Source organism: Mitsuaria sp. 7 (assembly GCF_001653795.1).
Classification (GTDB): Bacteria; Pseudomonadota; Gammaproteobacteria; order Burkholderiales; family Burkholderiaceae_C; genus Roseateles.
In genome coordinates this window covers 1-16725 of record NZ_CP011514.1, presented here as the reverse complement: position 1 = coordinate 16725, position 16725 = coordinate 1, and the positions used below count along the sequence as shown (strand labels likewise).

8 protein-coding genes are annotated in these 16725 nt (G+C 68.2%); 3 read left to right on the top strand and 5 right to left on the bottom strand.

Annotation, left to right across the window (positions count from 1 at the left end):
• The first annotated feature begins 218 nt into the window (after positions 1 to 218).
• Entirely contained in the window at positions 219 to 2852 is a 2634-nt protein-coding gene (alaS, locus tag ABE85_RS00040; RefSeq protein ID WP_067268979.1) for an alanine--tRNA ligase, read from the top strand.
• 125 nt (positions 2853 to 2977) lie between these two features.
• A complete protein-coding gene (locus ABE85_RS00035; RefSeq protein WP_067268977.1) occupies positions 2978 to 3730 on the top strand; it encodes a UPF0149 family protein in 753 nt (250 codons plus the stop codon).
• Between the two features lie 88 nt (positions 3731 to 3818).
• Here the strand turns inward: ABE85_RS00035 and ABE85_RS00030 are convergent, their stop codons facing one another.
• Complete coding sequence (locus ABE85_RS00030) at positions 3819 to 4475, bottom strand: SET domain-containing protein (protein ID WP_231993186.1); 657 nt, start codon at positions 4473 to 4475, stop codon at positions 3819 to 3821.
• A gap of 184 nt (positions 4476 to 4659) precedes the next feature.
• Here ABE85_RS00030 and ABE85_RS00025 point away from each other — a divergent pair, with 184 nt between their 5' ends.
• Positions 4660 to 5271 (top strand): GNAT family N-acetyltransferase, encoded by a 612-nt coding sequence (locus tag ABE85_RS00025; RefSeq protein ID WP_082938165.1) that lies wholly within the window; start codon positions 4660 to 4662, stop codon positions 5269 to 5271.
• Between the two features lie 63 nt (positions 5272 to 5334).
• On the opposite strand, the gene ABE85_RS00020 is transcribed toward ABE85_RS00025, so the two are convergent.
• The 4 genes from ABE85_RS00020 to ABE85_RS00005 form a co-directional block, all read right to left on the bottom strand.
• Positions 5335 to 7944: a chemotaxis protein CheW gene (locus ABE85_RS00020; RefSeq protein ID WP_067268973.1), complete on the bottom strand. Its 2610-nt coding sequence runs from the start codon at positions 7942 to 7944 to the stop codon at positions 5335 to 5337.
• Positions 7945 to 8146: 202 nt separating this feature from the next.
• Complete coding sequence (locus ABE85_RS00015; protein ID WP_157521798.1) at positions 8147 to 8452, bottom strand: hypothetical protein; 306 nt, start codon at positions 8450 to 8452, stop codon at positions 8147 to 8149.
• 153 nt (positions 8453 to 8605) lie between these two features.
• Positions 8606 to 10777, bottom strand: a complete 2172-nt coding sequence (gene pbpC / locus ABE85_RS00010) for a penicillin-binding protein 1C (protein WP_231993185.1) — start codon at positions 10775 to 10777, stop codon at positions 8606 to 8608.
• Complete coding sequence (locus ABE85_RS00005; protein WP_067268970.1) at positions 10774 to 16548, bottom strand: alpha-2-macroglobulin; 5775 nt, start codon at positions 16546 to 16548, stop codon at positions 10774 to 10776. The genes pbpC and ABE85_RS00005 overlap by 4 nt, the downstream gene beginning before the upstream one ends.
• Positions 16549 to 16725: the final 177 nt, after the last annotated feature.

Genomic DNA, 16725 nt, shown 5'->3' with positions numbered 1-16725 from the left:
ACCGCCATGTCAACACCGTGTCAACGGCCCCGGCTCCTATAATCGAAAGCTTCGCGAAATCGGGCGCCAGGCCCCGCCATTCCTGAATGGAAGAGCGGCAAACCGCGCACCCGCGAAGATACAAACTGAATCCACAAACCGGTTCAATCAACTGATTCATGTCGCAGCCCCGGCTGCGCCGCCGTCGACCCGCCAGGCCCATCAAGCAAAGGACAGGCATGAAAGCCGCAGAGATCCGCCACACCTTCCTGAAGTTCTTCGAGTCCAAGGGCCACCAGATCGTCGCGTCCAGCCCGGTCGTCCCCGGCGACGACCCGACGCTGCTGTTCACCAACGCGGGGATGAACCAGTTCAAGGACGTGTTCCTGGGCTTCGACAAGCGCGCCTACTCGCGTGCGACCACGGCACAGAAGTGCATCCGCGCCGGCGGCAAGCACAACGACCTGGACAACGTCGGCTACACGGCGCGCCACCACACCTTCTTCGAGATGCTGGGCAACTTCAGCTTCGGCGACTACTTCAAGAAGGACGCCATCGGCTTCGCCTGGGAACTGCTGACCGAGCACTTCAAGCTGCCGGCGGAGAAGCTGTGGGTGACCGTCTATTCCGAGGACGACGAGGCCTACGAGATCTGGAACAAGCAGGTCGGCGTGCCCGCCGAGCGCATCGTGCGCATCGGCGACAACAAGGGCGGCCGCTACATGTCCGACAACTTCTGGATGATGGGCGACACGGGCCCCTGCGGCCCCTGCACCGAGATCTTCTACGACCACGGTCCGGACGTGGCCGGCGGCCCTCCGGGCTCGCCCAACGAAGACGGCGACCGCTACATCGAGATCTGGAACAACGTCTTCATGCAGTTCAACCGGACTGAAGACGGCGTGATGCACAAGCTGCCCAAGCCCAGCGTCGACACCGGCATGGGCCTGGAGCGTCTGGCGGCCGTGCTGCAGCACGTGCACTCGAACTACGAGATCGACCTGTTCGTCAACCTGCTGGCCGCGGCCAAGCAGAGCGTGGACGCCGCAACGCCTGGCACCGGTGACTGCGACAAGGAATCGCCGTCGCTGAAGGTCATCGCGGACCACATCCGCGCCTGCTCGTTCACCGTCGTCGACGGCGTGATCCCGGGCAACGCCGGCCGCGGCTACGTGCTGCGCCGCATCGCCCGCCGCGCGATCCGCCACGGCTACAAGCTCGGCGCGCGCGCGCCCTTCTTCCACAAGCTCGTGGCCGCGCTGGCCAAGGAGATGGGCGAGGCCTATCCCGAGCTGCGCCGCGACGAGGCCCGCGTCACCGAAGTGCTGAAGCAGGAAGAGGAACGCTTCTTCAAGACCATCGCCACCGGCATGGAACTGCTGGAATCGGCCCTGGCCGGCGGCGCGACGCAGATCGACGGCGACACCGCCTTCAAGCTGCACGACACCTACGGCTTCCCGGTGGACCTGACTGCCGACGTCTGCCGCGAGCGCGGCGTGACCGTCGACGAGACCGGTTTCAACCGCCTGCTGGAAGAGCAGAAGGACCGCGGCCGTCAGGCCGGCAAGTTCAAGATGGCGCAGGGCCTGGCGTACACCGGCGCCGCAACCACCTTCCACGGCTACGAGCACCTCGCGCGTGAAGACGCCCAGGTCGTCGCGCTGTACGTCGACGGCAGCGCGGTGCAGAGCGCCGACGCCGGCGACGATGTCGTGGTCGTGCTCGACCACACGCCGTTCTACGCGGAAAGCGGCGGCCAGGTCGGCGACGCCGGCGAGCTGCGCAACGCGACGACCCGGCTGGTCGTCGACGACACGCTGAAGATCCAGGCCGACGTGTTCGGCCACCACGCGCAGGTCGCCGAAGGCACGGTCAAGGTCGGCGACACCTTCGCCGCCAAGGTCGACGCCGAACGCCGCGCCAAGACCATCCGCAACCACAGCGCGACCCACCTGATGCACAAGGCGCTGCGCGAGGTGCTGGGCGCGCACGTGCAGCAGAAGGGCTCGCTGGTCAACGCCGAGCGCACCCGCTTCGACTTCGCGCACACCGCGCCGATGACGGCGGAGGAGATCCGCAAGGTCGAGGCCATCGTCAACGCCGAGATCCTGGCCAACGCCGACACGCAGGCCGCCGTCATGGCCCTGGACGACGCGCAGAAGAGCGGCGCGATGATGCTGTTCGGCGAGAAGTACGGCGAGACCGTGCGCGTGCTGAGCATCGGCTCGTCCAAGGAACTCTGCGGCGGCACGCACGTGCGCCGCACCGGCGACATCGGCCTGTTCAAGATCGTCGCCGAGAGCGGCGTGGCGGCCGGCATCCGCCGTGTCGAGGCCGTCACCGGCGACAACGCGCTGCACTACCTGCAGTCGCTGGAGTCGACGGTGCAGGCCGTGGCCGGCACGCTGAAGGCCGCGCCCGCCGAACTGGAACCGCGTGTGCACGCGGTGCTGGAGCAGCTGCGCGCGCTGGAGAAGGAACTGTCCGCCGCCAAGAGCAAGCTGGCGTCCGCGCAGGGCGACGAGCTGATGGCGCAGGCCGTCGACGTCAAGGGACTGAAGGTGCTGGCGGCGACGCTGGTCGGCGCCGACGCCAAGACGCTGCGCGAGACGATGGACAAGCTCAAGGACAAGCTCAAGACCGCCGCGATCGTGCTGGCCGCCGTCGACGGCGACAAGGTGCAGCTGGCCGCCGGCGTCACTGCCGACAGCATCGGCAAGGTCAAGGCCGGCGAGCTGGTCAACTTCGTCGCGCAGCAGGTCGGCGGCAAGGGCGGCGGCAAGCCGGACCTGGCCATGGCCGGCGGCACCGACGCCAAGGCCCTGCCCGCCGCGCTGGCGAGCGTGCAGGCCTGGGTGGGCGAACGCGTCTGAGATCCCACTCGAACAGGCACTCCGGGATACGGGCGACGATCGAACCGCCCACCCCGGAGTTCCGACGAACCACCTCTTCAAGGGCCCCGGTCGGGCCCTTGTCGTTTCAAGCAACTGGAGCAACCATGACTGACACCCCGCTGGACGACGACTTCGGCGACTCGATCGACGTCGAGAACGCGCAGCGCCTCGGCGAGCTGCTGGCCGTGCTGGCCGGACAGGCCGATCCGGATGCGCCGGCGATCACGCTGGACACGATGGACGGTTACCTGACCGCCCTGCGCGTCGGTCCGTCCGACGCCGCCCCCATCCAGGCGATGGACGCGCTGTTCGGCGAGGACTGGCCCGCCGGTCTCGACGAACAGGACCTGACCGACGCGTTCATGGAAGCGCTGCACGTGCGCTGGAACGAGATCGGCGACAGCCTCGAGCCGCAGCCGCTGCTCGAAGCGCCGGAGCAGATGCACCTGACGCCGCTGATCTCCGAGTTCGACGAGGAGACCAAGGCGGAACTCGTCGCGCAGGGCTCGATCACCGCGGAACTGCTGGAGCGCATGCCCGCGCCCGGCGCGATGTGGGCGCAGGGCTTCCTGCAGGCGGTCGACGACTCGAACGCGTGGGCGCTGCCCGACGGCGACGGCGCCGACGATCTGCAGGCGATGCTGGAAGCGATCGAGGCCGTGACGCTGGCCGAGGACTCGACGCCCCGCGCCGAGTACGTGCAGCGCGCCTATGAAGAGCCGGAAGGCATCGACCAGAACGCGCTGATCGACGACATGCTGTTCACCGTGCAGGACCTGCGCCTGTTCTGGATGCAGCAGCGCGTGCTGAAGGAAGCGATCTCCGGCCTGACCTCGGATCCGGACACGACGCACTGATCTCCCATCAACGGCGGACTCAGTCCGCCATGAGAAACGCCGGCCTCGCGCCGGCGTTTCTCATGGCGCCGACGAGGTGGCGCTCAGCTCAGAGCCGGCCCTTGCAGTTCGGCGCGCCGCAGCGGCAGCGCAGCCGGCCCTCGTGGTGGCTCTCACCGTAGTCGGCGCAGATCTCCTCGCCCGGCTCGATGTCGCGCATCGCGTAGAACTCGGCGCGTCCCTGCCGGATGCGCAGGACCGCGTTCGGCGCACAGCTGTGATTCACGTGGCGCAGCGCGCAATCGGACTTCGTCGCATCGATCGCGGTCTTGTCCGTCACCTCGACGACGTGAATGCGGCGCCGGCCCTCGATGCGCCGGCGAGCCTCGCGCACCGGGACGATCTCGCCGCGCATCTCGCCGATCTTGCGGCGCGCCGGAATCGATTCGGCGGCGAACACGCCCAGCCCGTCGATCGGGCTCTTGTCCACCGCCAGCGCGAAGCGTTCGGCCGGCTGCGGCTCGCCCCTCGGGCGCGAAGCCGTGTCGGCGGCGGGGACCGGAGCGGGAACGGCAGCGACGGAACTCAGTCGAGGCATGAAGACGACGCGCGGCACCGGCCGCGACGAAAGAGGGAAACGCCCATTGTCGCGCCGTTGCCACTGGTGCCGCGGACAGCGCGCTTGACGCCTTCCTCGCGTCGCCAAGATACTGGTTCGCATGTCCTTCGCGATCCGTCCCGTCTCGCTAGTCCAGATGTGCTGCATGCATCCGCTGCAGGCGCCTCTGTGCGCACGCGGCCAGGGACGGCGTCGAACGCGGTAGGCGCCCCAAGGATCCAGGACCCACGGTCCCCAGGCGATCCCCACACTCCCCCCGACAAGGCCCGCGCAACCCGCGGGCCTTGTCCGTTTCCGCCCTCGGTCCTTCCATCCCACCCGGAGAACCCCGATGCAGACTGCGACGAATCCGCCCCGCTCCTTCGACGACCGCGATCACGGCCACAGCCATCGCGCCGTGCGCATCGCCGAAGGCCTCACGCTGCGCCGCCCGCGCCCCGAGGACGCGCGCGCGCACGCCGAGTTGATCGGACATCCGGGCGTGCAGCCGTCGCTGCTCCAGGTGCCCTACACGTCCGAGCTGCTCTGGCACGAGCGCTTCTCGAAAGCGCCCGACACGAACAGCGGCGAGCTGCAGCTGCTCGCTTTCGACGGCGATCGGCTGGTGGGGTCCGCCGGGCTGCATGCGGTCGGTCCGCAGGCCCGGCGCCGGCACGCGATGATGCTGGGCATCGGCGTGCATCCGGACGCCCACGGACGTGGTGTCGGCGCGGCCTTGATGGACGCGCTCATGCGCCAGGCGGACGACTGGCTCGGCGTGCTGCGCATCGAGCTCACCGTGTTCGCCGACAACGCGCGCGCGATCCGGCTCTACGAGCGCTTCGGCTTCGAGCACGAGGGCCGTTTGCGGGGCTACGCCTTGCGCGACGGGCGCTATGTCGACGCCTTCACGATGGCGCGGCTGCATCCGCGACCGCCGACGATCGAGCGGCCCGCAGCCTGAGCGGCGTGCGGCGCGGCGCGGCGCGGCGCGGCGCGCGAGTCGATCAGTGCCCGCCTGCGCTGGTCAATCGACGGTCAGCGCGGGCGCTTGCGCCTCGACGACGCCGTTGACGAGGCGCCACAGATCGTCGCTGTCCAGCAGCGTGAGCATCTGCGGCCCGTGGCCCTTCAGCAGGTGCACCTGCGCCTGCGCGGCCCAGCCCGGCCGCGTCGGGCTGGGTTGCAGCTGCTCCGCCCCCGCGACGAAGACCTGCCCCAGTTGCTGCACGGCCAGCACGAGGCGCTGACCGGCGCCGGTCTGGCAGACCATCAACGCCGCTTCCTCGCCGCAGGGACGATGGAAGAGCAGTTGGCCCAGATCCAGCACGGGCAGCATGCGCCCCTCGAAACCGAGCATGCCGCGCACGGCCGCCGGCGCCGTGGGCCAGGCGGTGATGCGCTGTCGCTCCAGCGCCGCGACGACCTGCATCGCGGGCAGCCCCAGCCATTGTTGATCGACCAGGAAGCTCGCCACGTCCAGGGTCTTGGTGCCCGCCGGCGGCGCCGACGTGAACGCCGCAGCCATCGCGCCTGCGCCCGACGACTCGCCAGCGGCCAGGCGCTCTCCCAACGGCAGCATGACCAGCGCGGCCAGATCGCTCGCATCGGGAGGCGTGAGACGGCGGTACTCCCGGTAGCCCCCCGACATCGCCAGACCGTAAGCATGAACGCGACCGTCGAGTTCAAGCTCGCCGGTCACATGCTGGTCCGCCGGCAGCCCGGTCAACGCGGGCAGCGCCATCGGCAGACGATCCCCCGGCGCCCAACGCGCATCACTGCTCGCAACGACCTCACCCGCGCGCGTGACCAGCAACGCCGCCGCACCGGCCTGCTCCGGCAGCGCCGCGCGGAGCATCGCGCGGAATTGCGGTGCACCGTCGAACACGATCGCGATGCCGCCGACCGTCGCCGCACCGTCAGGATGCGGCACACCGGCCGCGTAGACGAGACAGGGCGCGTGACCGTCGTCCCCGTAGAGACCGGAAGGCGCGTGCGACGACACCACGTACTGGCCGGCGTCGCGCAGTCCGAGCGCACCGGAGACCCAATCCCCTTGCAACGACCGCCCGACGTGATGCGCCTGGGCCGGGTCCGACACGGCGACCACGCGCCCGGCGATGTCGAAGACGAGCAGCAACGAATACACCGTGTAGAGCGCATGGATGCTCGCGAGCACCGATTCGGCCGACGCGGCATCGCCGGTGGCGAGCGCACGCTGCAGGCGCGCATCGAGTGCCCACCAGCGGCAGTCGTTGGCGCGCTCATAGAGATTGCGGTTCACGATCGAGATCGCCAGCTCCGATTGGAATCCGGCGCCGTCGAAGACAGCGTCCAGTGCGCCGTCTTCAAGCTGCGCGATCGCGCGTTCGAACACCTGGCGCAACTGGTCGCCCGTGCGCTCCACTTCGTTGAGCAGGGTCACGGCGAAGGCATTGCCTCCCGCTTGACCGGCCACGGCGCCTTCGCCGGTTCTGACACCGTGCTGCGCTTGGGCGCGGCTCTTGAGCTTGCCGTTCCACAAGGAGCGCGACAACTCGCGCTGGATGCGGCGCGCTTCGATCGGAATGCTGCGCAGTTCCTCGTCGAACAGCTCGCGCGTGTCGAGGTCGCGAGCGCGACCGGCCTGACGCTCGGCGGGCGCGTCCGCGAAGGCGTGCTGCAGCGGCTGCAGCATCTGCGCCCGCCAGCCGGGTCCGAAGTAGCCTTCGTAGCCACTGGCCGCGCTCTCGCAGGCCAGGTAATCGCGACCGGCGAAATCCAGTCGCCAGCCCTGCGCTTCGCCCGCGTCGGCCAGCGGCGCGCCGAGCGGGATCTGCCAGGGATCCGACGTCAGCAGCACGCGTCCTTGCGCGTCCTTGAGCACCAGCACCGAACGGGGCACGCCCGCGCACAGCGCGCGGAAAAGGCCGAGCATCTCGTCCTCGAGCTTGAAGGACAGGCACAGCAGCCCGCGGACGCCGCCGGATCCGGCGCCATCGCTCCCGCTCACGGCCGCCGCGTAGATCAGGCCGCTGCGGCCACCGAGGAGCCCGGTCGGGCCGTGCACTTCGACGAAGGCGCGCGCCGGGTCGAAGGCCCCCTGCAGTCGCGGGTCGTCGACGACGGGCGCGCAGCTCGATTCATCCAACGCCGCAAGACGCCGGCCGTCGGCGGCCAGCAGCACGACCTGGTCGTAGACGGAGTACTTGGCGACGTAAGCGGCGAAGCGACGACGCAACGCTTCGACGTCGCCGGTGTCGAGTTCACCGGCGGCGTCCGCATTCAGCAGCGCGCGAAGCGGGCCGTCGCTGGCGAGAAAACCGACGTCGGCGGTCCGTTCGAAGAGGTTGCGCACCAGGATGTCGATCGCGACCTGCGAGCGCCCCTGCAGATGTCCGACGGCGTGCCGCAGCTGTCGGCGCGCCAGGCTGTCCAGCAGACGCCCGGTCAGCGCCTCGAATGCCGTGCGGGTGTCGGCCATGTCAGTGGCCGCGCCGCTCATCTGGCCCAGCAGCGCGAGGCTGTCCCAGGCGCCCTGCAGCCGCAGCAGCGGCTCGCGGTATTCCTCCAGCAGCGGCATGGCGTGCAGCAGTGGGGCCACTTCGGCGCTGAACGGCAGGCCTTTTCGATAGACCTTGTTCGATCCTTGCGTCATCTCTTTCCCTCCCAACGATCCCGCCCTCGTGAGGCGACGCGCGGCAGTGTGGCCCGCGTTGACGACGTTGTCAGGGGGAGAAACGCACGGTTTCCGAGACTAACTTCGTTGATCGCACGTCGATCAGGCACGAAGTGCCGTGCTGGTGCGGCGATGCCGCGACTTGGGGAGAAATCCGCCGGTGATGCGACAGCTTGGTGCGTCAGTCCATCGAGACGGCGGCACCGTCCGCCGTGCGGCGCTGCGTCTGGGCGTGGAGTTCACCGTCGGATGCACGGCTCTGGGGCTGGCCGGTGGCGTCGGTGGCGCGTTCCGGGGCCGCCGGTTGCGGCGCGGGCGGGCGGCTCGGCTGGCGCTTGCCGGTAATCAACAACCGGGCCAGCTTGACGACCTCGCTGGCCTGGGCCGGCGCGGCCGGCACCCACATTGCGGCGCCGAGCACGGCGACGCCCAGCACCCTCCAAAGGGGCCGGTAGGCGGTCAGCGCTTGTTGTTGTCGGCTTTGCATGGTCTCCCCGCGCGAATCTGCATCTTAGCGACGATGGGAGGAGTATCGAAAGTCAGCCCCCTGGCCGCCAGGGGGCGGCGACGAACTGCGCCTTGGAGCGGTTGACTTGCGGAATGGGGGGACGGGAGTCGGTCCTGGAGGGGGGCGTCTGTCTCAACCGGCGCCTCGGACCTCGAATCGCACCTGCTGCAGCACGCGCCCGCTCGCATCGAGCAGCGCCAGCTCATGCCGCCCGGGCATCGGCAGCCAGTCCCAGGTCGGTCCGCGCCCGATGACCTGACCATCCAGGCGCCAGGCCGCGACGCCGCCACGCTCAAGCCGCCCCTCATGCGCGAACCGCAGGCGCTGCGCCGTGGGCGGGATGTCCGGATCCAGCGCGTAGATCGCGCCGTCGACCGGGTTGCTGAGCGCCACGGACGTGCCCGCTGCCTGGATGACCGCCTGCTCGGTGCCGGCGACGAACCACTCGCGCCGGGCCGGTTCCTGGCCGGTGTCGAATCGCGTGTCCTGCGCCACGACACCCGCCGGCGGCCGGATCGTCGGCGGCACCCCACCGGCATGAAGCGCCAGCATGACCTCCCGCCACACCGGCGCCGCACCGCTCACGCCGGACACCTGGTGCATCGCCTCGCCGCTCGAGTTGCCGACCCAGACCCCCACCGTGAACCGGCTGGTCCACCCGATGCACCAGTTGTCGCGCATGTCCTTGCTCGTGCCGGTCTTCACCGAGGCCGGGAATGGCAGGGCGAGCGCACTGGACAGGCCGAAGGTCAGTGCACGTGCGCTGTTGTCGGCCAGGATGTCGCCCACGATGAAGCTGGCTCTCGGATCCGCGACCCGGCGTGAATCGCCACGCTGCGATGCTGCCGGCTGGCTCGGAGTGCTCCGCGGCAGACTCACTCCGGCATATTGCCCCCCGTTGGCCAGCGCGCGATACGCGTTCGTGAGCGCCAGCAAGGTCACGTCCGCGCTGCCCAGCGCCAACGAGGGACCATAGAAGCCGCCCGTTTCCGGCAGCTGCAGGCCCAGTGCATTGAGCCGCTCGAACACCGCCTCCGGCGTCAGCATCAGCGACAGCCGCACGGCCGGCACATTGAGGCTGTTGCCGAGCGAGGCCCGCGCGCTGATCCAGCCGCGGTACTGCTTGTCGTAGTTCTGCGGCAGGTACAGCCCCCCGCCGGTCGCGATCTGCGCCGGCGAGTCGTCCAGCAGGCTGGCCGCGGTGATCAGGCGACGCTCGATCGCTAACTCGTACAGGAAGGGCTTCAAGGTCGAGCCGGGCTGCCGGCGAGCGAGCACGTGATCGACCTGGGCGGCGTCCGACCACTGACTGCCACTCGATCCGACCCAGGCGCGGACCTCGCCGCTGGCGTTGTCCAGCACGAGCACGGCCCCGTCCTCGACCTGTCGACCGGACAGCTCCGCCAGATGCCGCCGCAGCGACTGCACCGCCACGCGTTGCCAGGTCGCATCCAGCGTGCTGCGTTGTGCCGGCGGTCCGTCCGCGCGCAGTACGAGGCGCGCATAGTGCGGCGCCCACTGCGGCGCGTCCGCCACCGACAGGGACTTGCGCCGCAGCACGGCGCCGACTTCGTCGACCAGCCCGTCACAGCCCTGCCCCATCGCACGCAGCACGCCGCAGGCGCGTGCCGCGAGGGTGTCGGCGGGCGCATTCGGTCCGCGCAACATCGCGGCGAGCAGCGCGGATTCCCGTGCGTCGAGTCCGCCCGGCCGTTTGCCGAAAAGCGCCTGCGAGGCTGCCGGCACGCCGACGAGCTCGCCCCGAAGGGGCACGCGGTTCAGATAGGCCTCGAGGATCTGGGCCTTGGTCCAACGCTTCTCCAGCCGCCCCGCCACCCACGCCTGACCCAGCTTCTGCGTCACGCTCCGGCCGCCGCGTCGGGCCAGGTCCTGGTCAAGCAGGCCGGCGAGTTGCATCGTCACCGTCGACGCACCACGCGTGCGCGTGTTCCAGAGATTGCCCCAGGCGCTGGCGGCGACCGCCGACCAGTCGACGCCGCTGTGCTCGTAGAAATGCTGGTCCTCGGACAGCAGCATCGCCCGCAGCAAGGAGGGCGACATCTGGTCCAGCGGCACCCAGGCCAGCACACGCCGGCTGGGGTCCACTCGCAGGGTCTGCAGCGGCTCGCCCCGACGGTCCAGCAACTGGAGATCCGACAAGGGATGCGACGCGCGGGTCTGCGCGAACGAGGGCAGTTCCTCAGCCCCGGCCGCGCCGGCGGATCCGATGCCGAAGAGCGCCAAGGCCAGCGTGCGCCCCCACCGCGCAAGGCGGTGCGAGCACCCGGCCCAGGGCTGCTTCAAGGCTGGACCTCCAGGGTCGCATTCGGGAATTCGCCGAAGCGGTCTGGCGAGTACATCGCCTCGGCGCGCGTGGTCGGCATCTGGAAGCGCCCGGCGTTGTTCAACCGGACCGTGTACTCGAGCACGTGTTTCCCGCGCGGCAGGTAATCGAAGTAAGCGCGCCACGCGGTGAAGCTGCGCTCGATGAAGCTGGGCCACGCCTCACCCTCGGCGCGCTCGCCCTGCGTGTCGATCGTGCCTTCCACCACGGCCGCGCCGGTGGGCAGCGGGTCGCTGAGCACGACCCAGGACATGTCGACCGCAGCGTCGATCTCCAGCCGCACGCGCACCACGTCGCCGCGCGACCATCGCGGCGCCGCCTTCTGCGACACGGCCGTCATCGTCCGCTTGATCGCGTAGCCGGCCGTGAGCGGCGCCTTCAACGGTACCGCGGACAAGGCCTGCACGGTGGCCCAGGGGCGTCCGTCGCCCGCCTGCGTCACGGTCAGCGTGCCGTTGCCGGCCGCGGGCCACGGCAGGCGCAACTCGCCCCCGTCCGGCTTCGCCGCCCAGTCAAGCGCGACGCTGGCGCCGACCAGCTTGGCCTCGGTCTTCCCCTTGACCGGCTGCGATTCGAAACGCGCCGAGAACTTCTCGAGCGCCAGCGCGCCCCACAGGTTCGCCGTCGTATTGAACCAGGCGCCCCGCTCCTGACGCGCCAGCGCGCCGACGACCAACCGGGGCAGGTCCTCCTTCCACGCGGGGTCGTCCACGAGGGCCAGGATCACACGTGCCGCCGTCGCGTCGGCACTGCCCATCAGCCACCACCAGGCGTCGGATTCCTCGTTGACGAAACGCAGCGTGGTCCCGGCGAAGCTCAGGCGGCTGCGCAGCTGATTCTGCGCCGCGGCGATCTGGTTGGCGCGATCCGGCGCATCGGTCATCCGCTGGTGCAGGACCAGCCAGTCCACGACGGTGCCTGTCGGCCACGTGTTGAGATTCCGGCCCTCCACGGTGCCGAGCTGCCGCGGCGTCGCCTTGCCGTAGCGCGCCAACGCAGCCAGCGCGGCGATGCGCCGCGGTTCGTCGTCGGGACGCGGCGACCAGTGGCGGCGCTCGACTCGTCCTTCGACAAAAGCGGCCAGACCGTCGAGCGCCTTGCCGAGTTGGGCGGCGGGCAGTCGTCGACCGGCCTCTTGCGCCACCGACAGCAGATGGGCCGTCAGCACATCGCTGCCCTGCGTCAGGTGCCGCGAGAGCGGGAAGTATGCGAAGAGCCCCTCGCCATCCTGATAGGTCGCCAGCTGCCCCATCAGCGCTTCCCAAGACGCGTTGTCATGCAAAGCGATGAACTTCGAACTCTGCTGTTCGAGGCAGGTATACGGGTACTGCTCGAAGTAGCGACGGATGCCCGGCAGCGCCGTCGACAACTTCGGTTGCAAGCCGATCTGGAGCCCGCCCCGCTTGATGCCTTGGGTCGGGAGCGCGTCGGCGGGCGAGGCGACAGGGATGCTGATCGGCGCGTCGAGTTGCCGCAGCGTCGCCTGAAGCACCCGCACCGGGACCGCAGGCTCGACAGCCTGCGTGGTCCGCATCGCGTCCTTCGCGCTGCCGCCCTGCTCCTGGGCTTGCGCTTCCCAGACGATGCGCTGCACGCCCTCCGGGATCAGGACATCCCAGGTCAGCTCCTGCGCCTGACCCGCAGCCAGCTTCACGGCCCGCGCGTCGGCAGGGACCGCCTGCTCCCCGCTCTCACCGCTCGCCTTGCCCGTCAGCGTCACTTTCAGGTCCATCGCACGGTTCGTCGCGTTGCGCAGCGTGAGCATGGCCTGCACCCGGTCGCCCTCGCGCACCAGCGGCGGCAGGCCGGACAGCAGTTGCAGATCCTGGCTCACGTTGATGCTGCCCTCGCCCGTGCCGAACCGCTGTCCCGGCGCATCGGCCACCGCGACCAGCCGGAAGCGTGTGAGCGAATCGTTCAGGGGCACGCGCACGAGCGCCTCGCCCTGTGCATCCACCGTCACCAGAGGCTGCCAGGTCAGCAGCGTGTCGAACAGCTCGCGCGTCGCGAACCCGCCCCCGCCACCGGCTGCAACGGCCTTGCGGCCGTAATGTCGCCTGCCGATGATCTCGCTGTGCCCCGTCGCCGTCGTCACGCCCCACGGGCGCGTCTGGATCATGCTGTCCAGGAGCTTCCAGCTCTGGTTGGGCGCCAGGGCCAGCAAGCCTTCGTCGACCGCCGCGAAGGCAATCAGGGCGTCGGGCACCGGTTTGCCGTCCTGCGTCACGCGCAGCTTCACCTGCGCGCTTTGCCGAACGCCGTATTGCGCCTGTTGCGGCACGACCTCGACCTGCAGTCGATGTCTGGCCTGGCCGATCTCGATCGGTGCCATGCCCAGCTTGAACGACGGTTTGGACAGGTCGACCATGGCCGTGGGCGCTTGATAGTCGCCCGAGGCGCGCCATTCCTGCCACCAGTTCACCGGTTCGCGCCAACCCCAGGAGAAGAACGAATACCACGGCACGTCGCGCAGCCGGCCTCGCAGCACCATCACGCTGACGAAGGCGTTCGGCGTCCAGTTGCGATCGATCTTCAACTCCAGCCAGGGGTCGCGGCCAGACAGACGACGGACCTCGCTGTACAACACGCCTTCCCGCTCGACCGTGATCAGCGCGGTCGCATCGCGATAAGGCATGCGCACCTGGAACCTGGCGGTTTCTCCCGGCTCATAACGCCGCCTTTCCGGGATCACATCGATTCGATCGTCGTTGTCCTGGGCGAACCAGAGCTCGCCGGCCTTCGTCACCCACAGCGACCGCGCGGCGCGCGCGGTACGTCCGCCATCGTCCTTGGCGGACCCGATCAATTCGATCTGCCCGCCTTGACTCAGCTTGACTTCACAGCGCATGACACCGAGCGCATCGGTCGTGCCGCTGCAGAGTTCGCCAAGGTCTTTCAGGTTCCGTTGATGCTCGTAGGCGTAGAAGCCACCGACCAGCCGCTTGCGCGTGCTGAGGGTCTGAATCTGCCGCGCGCTGATGGAGATCTTCCGGCTGGCCATCGGCTTGCCGTTGGTGTCGAGCGCAACAGCCTGAACTGACAATGCCTGCCCGTTGGCCACCCACGTCGCCGCGCGCAGACCGACGACCACATCCGCGGGCCAGACGACCTGGGAAGCGGACCGCGTATGCGTCTGTCCATCGGGGTCGCGGTAATTCAATTCGACACGCAATTCGGCGGGGCGATCGATGCCTGCCTTCAGCGGCACCTTGAACGAGGCGCCGCCTTTCGCATCGGTCTGCAATGCCAGCTTGTCCAGCACCAGGCGACTCGCCCCTGAGGGACCGCCGCTGGATTCGCCGTCGCCTTCGTCCATGTCGCCAGTGGCGCCGGAATCCTGAGGCCCATCGGGCGACGGCGGCTCGAAGGCGAAATCATCGAAGCCGGGGAAATTGGTCCAGCGGGGCTGCAGCATGGCGCTGACTTCCACCGGCGACTTCGCCATGGCCCCCCCAGCCATGTAATTCAGCTGGGCAGCCCAGGCCTGCTCCTTCGCACCTGTCACCGGCGTTTTCGGCGGGATGAGGCGTGCGTCGACAAGTGGTACGCGGAATTCCTCGACGCGTACGCTCCCGCTGTCCCAGGTCCGACGTCCACCCCGCGCGTCCCCGCGCTCCATTACGAATCGATATCGGCCCAGCTTGGCTTCCGATGGCACCTTCCATGCACTCAACGCGTAGCGAGCTCCTTGCCATCGCAGGTCCAAGGTGGCGATATCTTCCCCGGTCCCCTCGAAAACAACGCGCAGCTTGTCGGGCAACTGGTCTGGCGTCGCGTCGGTCAGACCTTGCGCGGATTCCAGCCGGAAGAAGTGCTTCATCGACAGCGTCTCGCCGGCACGCAGCAACGGGCGATCGGTGACGGTGTGGGCGCGCGCTGCGCGCTCTGATCCCCACGCGGTCGGTACGTTGAAACGCCACGGCTCAATGCCACGGCTCCAACCGCTGAACATGAAGGACTGGTCCAGCGCCTTCCCTGGCTGCTCTAGCCGGGCCGTGATGAACAGGCCTGTCTCGGCAATGCAGTCGCCGCCTCCACTGTCGCGATCAAGGTTCGGTCGATCAATACGGGCCAGGCCTTGCTCATCCGTTCGACCGTTCCATAGCGCCTTGCCGCGACAGTCGTAAACCGACACCTGAGCTCGCGCGACTGGCTTTCCCTTGTCCAGCGACGTTACCCACACCAGGCTGTCGTCCTTCCCGAGCTTGAAATGCAATCCGAGATTGGTGACGAGCGCCCCCGTTCGCACGAACATGGGCTGAATCGGATCGAGGAGCGACTGCCCCAGACGCGGCGACTTCAGCTCAAGCACGTGATAGCCGGGCTGCGACAGAGGAATCCCGATCACGTCAATGACCTTGTCGGGATTCGGTGCCGGCACCGTCATGGATTGAAGATCCGAGGAATCCTTCAACCACTCAGACTTGCGGTCCTCCCACTCGTTCTGTCGGTAGAGACGCCCGTACCATCGCAGGATGTCGACATCGTCCGTCAACCGCTTGATACGCAAGTGCCCGCCGGCTCGCGGCTGCAGGTCGGCCTGCACGTGCCGCAGACTCAAAGGAACCAGGCTGGCGCCAGCTGCTTCCCACTCGACGATCCCGAAGGGCGCGGCGGCAAACTTCGCCAGAGGGGGCGCCTCCGACGTCCGCACCTTCATCGGGAAGCTTGCGGCGTTTGAAAGAGGCCGGCCACTTTCGTCCTTGATCCCACTGGGGAGTTCAAGCTGATAGTCCTGCTGCTCAGCCAACGGCGCGGGGAAACGCACTGACGATATCCAGCTGACCAACTGCTGTTCCTGCTCAGTCGTCGGCAAAGGTGCCACGCTGGCACCGTTCGTTCCCTTGAGCCGGATCTTCAATGCAAGGTCGCGCGCGATTGGCTCGGAAAAATTCACCGTGATCGGGCGAATCGACAGACACGGAGCACTTGCCCGCTCACGCTCGCAAGAAAGCTCCGCTGTCAGCGGCGCCCTGACGGAGAAGCGGAATCGCCGATCGGCACGCGTACGTACGGACTCGTTACCGGCGGCGGCGATTCCCGCCCCCCACACCAAGGTCGCCTCAGCGCCAGCTGGCAATGGACGCGTGCATCCAACAAGGATCCAGCTTTGGCGCTTGGGCTCATCCAACTTCAGCGAACGTAGCAGCGCGTCCCGCTCGGCCGGACTGCGAAGTTCAACGGGAATACGTTCTCCCAGCGACTTCGACTCACACCACATGTGAGGTGCAATGCTCTCAGCCTTCGCCTCTCCAGAGAGCTGCAACAGAAATCGTTGGTCTTCTTCGACTTTGCTACCTTCCCAAGGACTCACTCGCCGGACTGCCGGTGCTCCCAGCTGAAACGAGAACGTGCGCGTGCCACTCCATCCCACTGCTGCACCAGGTGCCGTGGGGCGGAACTCTTCGCTGACCTCGACCGTGCACTTTGCGCCAGCCGCCAATGGACGCGAGAAATCGAACACCCATTCGCGCTCGTTACTCCAACGACCACTGCCTTGTGGCGCCGAATTTCCACAGCGAACCGTGACCGGATCCGGCAAGCGCAGATCGCCGAATCTGGACGTCGCGCTCTTGAATCGCACGACGATGTTTTGAACCTGCTCGACCTCGCCTTGAGGCAAGACTGACGCGATTTCTGTCGCGTGCACAGACTGACCAGACAGCAGCACAGCAAACGCCGCCTGAGCCAACCGCCGAGAAAGTTTCGCCGTATCCCAGAAACGCTGCATATGCTCCCCGCCGCGATAAACGAGAGGCCAGTCTATTCTCGGAATGGCAAAAAAAGCAGTCCCACAAAAGGGGTGAACTTCTCCTCGTTCACGTCAGGTAATCACTCAAATCAGCGCAGCCAACCACACTGCAAACACTGTCCATTGAAAACGGCGCGAACGAAAATTCCTAACCCT

Bases quoted from the DNA above. Each gene is read 5' to 3' on its own strand.
- alaS (WP_067268979.1), top strand. From the start codon at position 219: ATGAAAGCCGCAGAGATCCGCCACACCTTCCTGAAGTTCTTCGAGTCC.
- ABE85_RS00035 (WP_067268977.1), top strand. From the start codon at position 2,978: ATGACTGACACCCCGCTGGACGACGACTTCGGCGACTCGATCGACGTC.
- ABE85_RS00025 (WP_082938165.1), top strand. From the start codon at position 4,660: ATGCAGACTGCGACGAATCCGCCCCGCTCCTTCGACGACCGCGATCAC.
- ABE85_RS00015 (WP_157521798.1), bottom strand. From the start codon at position 8,452: ATGCAAAGCCGACAACAACAAGCGCTGACCGCCTACCGGCCCCTTTGG.
- ABE85_RS00030 (WP_231993186.1), bottom strand. From the start codon at position 4,475: ATGCAGCACATCTGGACTAGCGAGACGGGACGGATCGCGAAGGACATG.
- ABE85_RS00020 (WP_067268973.1), bottom strand. From the start codon at position 7,944: ATGACGCAAGGATCGAACAAGGTCTATCGAAAAGGCCTGCCGTTCAGC.
- ABE85_RS00005 (WP_067268970.1), bottom strand. From the start codon at position 16,548: ATGCAGCGTTTCTGGGATACGGCGAAACTTTCTCGGCGGTTGGCTCAG.